Origin of the sequence: Stenotrophomonas sp. GbtcB23, assembly GCF_019091045.1 — a bacterium.
Taxonomy (GTDB): domain Bacteria; phylum Pseudomonadota; class Gammaproteobacteria; order Xanthomonadales; family Xanthomonadaceae; genus Stenotrophomonas; species Stenotrophomonas rhizophila_A.
Genome location: NZ_JAGXKC010000409.1, coordinates 1 through 272 on the forward strand (window position 1 = coordinate 1; position 272 = coordinate 272).

The window sequence follows — 272 nt, forward strand, 5'->3', positions numbered from 1 at the left end:
TGCCGACGACGACAGCTTCCTGGCCGATATAGAGGTGACAGAAGCCGCCGATGAAGCCCATGCCGTAAAGCTGGCCGGCCTTTTCCTCGAAGCGGCGGATCAGCAGCATGGCGTGGAGGGCCTGAAGCTCCTCCGGCTTGCTGAATCCGGCGAAGGTGCCGCCGTTGAAATCCTTCTTGTCCGGCCTGGGTGCCGTCCTGGTAGCAGACTCTGCCGCGGATTTGCGGCCGGATACGGACGCGGTTTTGGTCGGCGCCATTCATCCCTCCCTG

At 63.2% G+C, this 272-nt stretch carries 1 pseudogene; it reads right to left on the minus strand.

The features are described 5' to 3' along the window. A pseudogene (locus KVS69_RS19600) lies at nt 1-259 on the minus strand (hypothetical protein); the annotation flags it as partial. Nucleotides 260-272 lie beyond the last annotated feature (13 nt).